General features: G+C 68.1%; 3 protein-coding genes and 1 pseudogene. 2 read left to right on the top strand and 2 right to left on the bottom strand.

Features of this window, described 5'->3' with window-relative positions:
* Positions 1-1,130 (top strand): annotated as a pseudogene (locus JWN03_RS41955) (Isoniazid-inducible protein iniA); the annotation flags it as partial.
* A gap of 273 nt (positions 1,131-1,403) precedes the next feature.
* A complete protein-coding gene (locus JWN03_RS41950) occupies positions 1,404-2,999 on the top strand; it encodes a dynamin family protein (protein WP_297627928.1) in 1,596 nt (531 codons plus the stop codon).
* A gap of 128 nt (positions 3,000-3,127) precedes the next feature.
* Here the strand turns inward: JWN03_RS41950 and JWN03_RS41945 are convergent, their stop codons facing one another.
* Together JWN03_RS41945 and JWN03_RS41940 are read right to left on the bottom strand one after the other, a co-directional pair.
* The gene (locus tag JWN03_RS41945; protein ID WP_297627925.1) at positions 3,128-4,288 is read right to left on the bottom strand and encodes a zinc-binding dehydrogenase; all 1,161 of its coding nucleotides are present in this window, start codon (positions 4,286-4,288) and stop codon (positions 3,128-3,130) included.
* A gap of 135 nt (positions 4,289-4,423) precedes the next feature.
* Positions 4,424-5,974: MFS transporter (locus tag JWN03_RS41940; protein ID WP_297627922.1), on the bottom strand; the 1,551-nt coding region annotated here is incomplete at its 5' end.

Below are 5,974 nucleotides of genomic sequence, written 5' to 3'. Positions count from 1 at the left end.
CGGTGTCCTCGGTGCTGCGCGCCCATGCGCTGCGCTTGCAGGATGAGCAGCTCGGGCGCGAATCCGGGTTCGGCGAGGTCTTCGGTTTCCTGCGCGACCATGTTGTCGCCCGCGATCAGGCCGCCGTTCAGCGCGCCGTCGCACTCGATATCAATTCCGCCACAGAGCATTTGGCACTCACGCTCGGCAGTGAGCTGGTGGCACTGCGGGATCCGGAGCGCGGCGCCGCAGCCATGCGCGAATTACAGTCCGCGAGAACAGCTGCCGAGCAACTGCATCGCAAGACCTCGGTCTGGCAGCAGACGCTGGGTGACGGAATCACCGATCTGGTCGGCGATGTCGACCATGATCTGCGCAATCGGCTGCGGAATATCTCCCGCACCGCCGAGGAGTGGATCGACGAGCACGATCCGGGGCGGCACTGGGAACGCATGGAGGAGTGGCTCACCGGGACCGTCGGCACCGCGGTCGGCGACAATCTGCTGTGGACGCGCACACGAGCGGTGCGGCTGGCCGAGCAGGTCTCCACCCACTTCACCGAATTGGGCGCGGTCGACCTCCCCGATGTGCGAGAAACCTTGGACGGCGACGCTTCTCGCGCCGGCTCGTGCACGCTCTCGGACCTGGAACCGGACCTTGGCATCGGCCACAAACTCCTGGTCGGGGTGCGCGGCTCGTACGGCGGTGTGGTCATGGCCGGCCTGGTCGGCACGCTCGCGGGCCTGTCCCTGGTCAACCCCCTGTCCCTGGGCGCCGGACTTCTGCTCGGCAGCAAGGCTTTCCGCGACGACAAGCAGGCGCGCCTGGCCAAACGCCGCGCCGATGCCAAACTCGCCGTCCGCCGCTACCTGGACGACGTAGCCTTCCACACCGCCAAAGAGACCAAGGACCGCCTGCACCGCATCCACCGCCTGCTCCGCGACCACTTCACCGCCATCGCCGAACGCACCCTCCGCTCCCTCGATGAATCCCTCCGCGCCGCCCAGGAGGCCGCCAACCTCGAATCCACCGCCAGAGCCACCCGCGCCGCCCTCCTCGAACGCCGCCTGCACACAGTCGCCGACCTCCGCCGCCGCGCCGCCACCCTGAACCCAGGACAGACCCCGGCCGCCCTACCTCCGCCCGCCTGAACTGCCGGACTATCTGCGCGTCCGTCACAGCACGACGTGTCCCGGTCCCCCCCGTCATCCCGGCATGCTTTTGGCCGGGATCCACCGAGGCGGTGCGGCCTCACGGGTGTGGATCCCGGCCAAAAGCGCGCCGGGATGACGAGGCTGAGCGCGCCGGGATGACGAGGCTGAGCGGAGTGCGCACTCGCCGGAACTGGTGCGTTGCTAACACCCGGCCGGGCTGGGGCGAAAGGTTGGCGATGTGTGTGGTGTGTGGTTCGGGTCGGGAGCGCTATGAGATTTGACGTGGGCGGGCCCGGATACGGGGTGGGGGGTGAGACGCGGGGACTGCTGGCGGCGGCCCGGCGGTCCTTTGCCGACCGTGGACGAGTGCGCGGGCAGCTCGAGGAATGTGTGCGGCGGCTGGACGAACCGCTGCGGATCGCGCTGGCCGGGCAGCTCAAGGCGGGCAAGTCGACGCTGTTGAACGCGCTGGTGGGACAGGACATCGCACCCACCGATGCGACCGAGTGCACGCGGCTGGTGACCTGGTACCGGCACGGCGCCGCACCGCGCGTCACCGCGTATTCGCCGGAGGGATCGCGGGCCGATGTGGTGGTGCGGCGCGGCCGGAGCGCCGACGGGCTGCCGGGTGCGCACGGGCTGACCTTCGATCTGGCGGCGCTGCGCTGGAATGCGGGCGGGGCGCGTGAGGTCGACCACTTGGCGGTGGAGTGGCCGTCCGCGGAATTGGCGCAGACCACGATTATCGACACCCCCGGTATCTCGTCCCTGTCGCGGGATGTGTCGGCGCGGACGTCGCGGCTGCTCACCCCCGGCGGGACGGGCGTCGCACTGCCCGGCGCGGATGCGGTCGTGTACCTGCTGCGCCGGCTCGACACCGCCGACGTGGATTTTCTCGAACAGATCGGCGCCGGCGCCGGAGCGGGTGGACCGCTCGGGGTGATCGGCGTGGTGTCGCGAGCGGACGAGATCGGCGCGGGACGAATCGACGCGCTGCATTCCGCGCGCGATGTCGCCTCACGATTCGCGGGCGAATTGGAGCGAACCGGGCTGTGCCAGTCGGTGATTCCGGTCGCGGGCCTGCTGGCATTCGCGGCCGCCACCCTGCGACAGCGCGAGTACGCGGCATTCGAGGCATTGGCCGCCGTGCCCACGGAGGATGTGAGCGCCGCCCTGCTGTCGGCGGACCGCTTCGCCCGGCCCGACCTGCCACTGCCCGTACCGCCGGAATTGCGCGCCCACCTCGCGGCGCGCTTCGGCCTGTTCGGTATTCGCCTGGCCGTCACCCTGATCCGGCTCGGCGTACACGACTCCGCCTCGCTGGCAGCGGAACTCACCGCCCGCAGCGGTCTCGATGAACTGCGCTCCGTCCTGGATGTGCAATTCGCCCAGCGCGCAGAGGAATTGAAGGCGCACTCCGCACTGACCGCCCTGGCGCGCGTCCTCATCGCCAACCCCGGCACCGAGGCCGATGCCCTCCTGCCCCGGGTGAAAACCCTCCTCTCCGACGTACACGGCTTCGCCGAACTCCGGCTACTGGGTCACCTGCGCTCCGACGAATTACCGCTGCCCCCAACAGATCTCGCGGAACTACACCGCCTGATCGGCGGTGCGGGCGTAGCCGCCCACCGCCGCCTCGGCCTCCCCCCGCACACCGACATCCATACGCAACGCGAGCAAGCCCTGACCGCAGTCCACAAATGGCGCACCCGAGCCCGCCACCCCCTCGCCGACCAATTCATGGTCAACGCCTGCCTCACCGCCTCCCGCAGCGCCGAAGGCCTCCTGGAAATCCTCCACGAACCCCCCACCACCCCCTTCGCCCGAATCCTCCCACCCACCACCGAAGCACCCCCGCGAGACTGACGTCGGAAGCCTGCGGAACGTGCCGCACGAGATCGGCTGCCGCGCACAAAATGTGGTGCCGCGCAGGAAATAGCAACAGATTGTGTGCGCGGCAGGCGAAAAGGTACGGGGGGGTGGGGCGGAGTTGGTCAGAGGGTGGTGGCGGTGCTGCTGGGGTCGATGAGGATTTTGGCGTGGTGGTCGGGGGAGGCGAGGGTGGTGTAGGCGGGGTCGACGCCGTCCAGGCCGATGGTGCCGGTGATCAGGGGGGACGGGTCGACTTTGCCGTCGGCGATCATGTGCAGGGTGTCGCGGAATTCGCCCGGGTCGTAGCCGAGCACGAAGCGCAGTTCGATCTCCTTGTTGATGGCTGTGGCCGGATGGATGCGATCGGATTCCATGCACACCCCGACCACCACGATGCGGGACATGGGCGGGGCGGCTGTGAGGAGTTGGTCGAGCATGCCTGGGACGCCGACACATTCGAAGATGACCGGCCCGGCGGGACCCTTGTTGAGGGTGTGCGCGGCCCGGAATACATACCACCAGGGCAGATTCGGAATCCGCCGCAGTCGTTCCATGGCATCGAAGCCGAGATTGAGAATGTCGCTGGCGCCATTGATGCGCGACTTCTTGGGCGAGGCCGTCCAGGGCGAGTCGACGCCCGGATCGACCACCACATCCGCGCCGCAGGCGGCGGCGAGTTCCCGGCGCCGCGGGGAGAAGTCGCTGGCGATCACCAGCGCCACACCGGACGCCTTCAACATGGTGATGACGGCGAGACCTATGGGCCCGCAACCGATTACGAATGCCGTCTGCCCCTTGCTGACACGCCCCTTGCGCACGGCGTGCCATGCGACAGCCATGGGTTCGGTGAGTGCCGCATGCTCGGCGGAGAGTCCGTTCGGAATCGGGAAGGTCATCGATTCCTGCACCAGCACCTGCTCGGCGTACCCGCCGGGCGCGGCGACCGACAGCCCCGTGAGGTGGGGTGTGCGCCCGGTCCGCAGGATGGGCAGCGAAACCACCGGCGTCCCCGGCTTCCATCGACGGCGGGTGCTCGAGCCGTAATCTACGACCTCGCTGGAGAATTCGTGCCCCATCACCACACTCTGGTCCGACCGCATGAAGTGCTGGTATCCGGTAGCGGCGGCCATATCGGCCAGTTCGTCGCAGTGCACGCGCGCGTGCAGGTCGGATCCGCAGATACCGCACCGCAGTACGTTGACCAGTACCTGCCCGGGACCGGGAGTGGGAGCGGGCAGCTCCTGTACTCGGAATTCGCCCTTGGTTACCGTGACCGCGCGCATGGCTGACTCCCGTCGAAAGACATTGACAGTCGGATTCTTCCGCGCTCGGCACGCTGTGGAAAGGAAAACTGTCCACAGCACCGGCACTTCACCAATTTGTGGACAGTGCCGAGGCTGTGGACAGTTGTGGATAGATCAGACCTGGACCAATTCGTCTTCCACGGTCTCGTGGACTTCGAGTTTGGTGTCCTTGGGCAGCGCGGCGAATCCGAGGCAGACCAGCACCATGATGCCGATACCCCAGCCCAGCGTGTAGTCGAAGGTGTGCGCGAAATTGACGGCGGTAGCCTCCTTGCCCGCCTTGGCGAGCGTCACGCCGACGGCCGGATCACCGCCGGTGCTCCGGCAGCTGCCGGGCACCACCGAGGGATCCACCTCGGCGGACCGATCCCGCACGCAGGCACGGAAATTGGCGAGAATCTGATCCTGCGCGGGCCCGGGCAATCCGGCCGCACTCAGTTCGGTGCGGGTCTGCGCCGTGACCGCATCCACGCCGCGCCCCGAATCATGATCGAGCTGCGCGAAGAACACGATGCCGACCAGCGCGACCCCGAGCGCCATACCCAGCTGCTGGCCGGTATTGAGCAGCCCCGAGGCCGCGCCGGCTTCGCCGTCGGGAATCTGGCCGAGCAGCATATCGATCGTCGGCGCGACCACGATGCCGAACCCGGTGCCGGTGATGATGAGCGGCAAAACCATCTGCCAGGACGCGAAATCCGAGCCGTAGTGCGCGGCCATCCAGCCGTACAGTCCGAACCCGCCCGCCGTGACGAGCCCGCCCGCCATCAGCACCCAGCGCCCGAAGCGCGGCGCCAGCAGGCTCACCGAGGTTCCGGCCCCGATACCCGCGCCGACCGCGAAGAACACCGAGGTCAATCCGGCCCGCATGGGTGACCAGCCGAGCCCGGCCTGCATGAACAGGGTCCAGATGAGGAAGAAGCCGCCGAAGCCGATCCAGAACAGCAGCCAGCTCGCGAGTCCGACGGTGAAGGGCCGGGACCGGAACAGATCGAGATCGATGAGCGGGGAGCCGACGGTGCGTGAGCGCCACCGCTCGTAGACGCCGAAGGTCACGAAGGTGACCGCGGAGGCGCCGAGCAGTACGAAAGTCCAGGTGGGCCAATCCAATCGGCGGCCCTCGGTGAGCGGGTACACCAGCAGCACGACCGCGGACACGGCCAGCACCATACCGGCGATGTCCAGGCGCGGCGGCTGCGTCGACCGCGAATCCCGCATGACCACCGCGGCGGCGGCCAGCGCGAGAATGCCGATCGGAATGTTCACCAGGAAGATCGGCCGCCAGCCCAGATCGAACACATTCCACTGCACCAGCAGTCCGCCCAGGGCCAGGCCGAATGCGGAGGCCGAGCCGCCGACACCGCTGTAGATGGCGATGGCCTTGGCGCGCTCCTCTTTCGGGAAGGTGACGCGAATGATGGCGAGGATCTGCGGCACCATCAGCCCCGCCATCGTCCCCTGGACGAATCGTGAGGTGATGAGCATGGTCGGATCGGTGGCCAGTCCGCACGCGGCCGAGGCCAGCGTGAATCCGGCCATGCCGACCAGGAATACGCGCTTGCGGCCGAAGATGTCGCCGAGTCGGCCGCCGGTGATGAGCACTGCCGCGAAGGACAGCACATAGGCGGCGATGATCCATTCGATATCCGAATACGCGGCGCCCAGATC

It is taken from the genome of Nocardia sp., from assembly GCF_025465275.1.
GTDB lineage: Bacteria > Actinomycetota > Actinomycetes > Mycobacteriales > Mycobacteriaceae > Nocardia.
The sequence above is the reverse complement of the archived record's forward strand: the minus strand, read 5'-3'. Positions and strand labels throughout refer to the sequence as shown.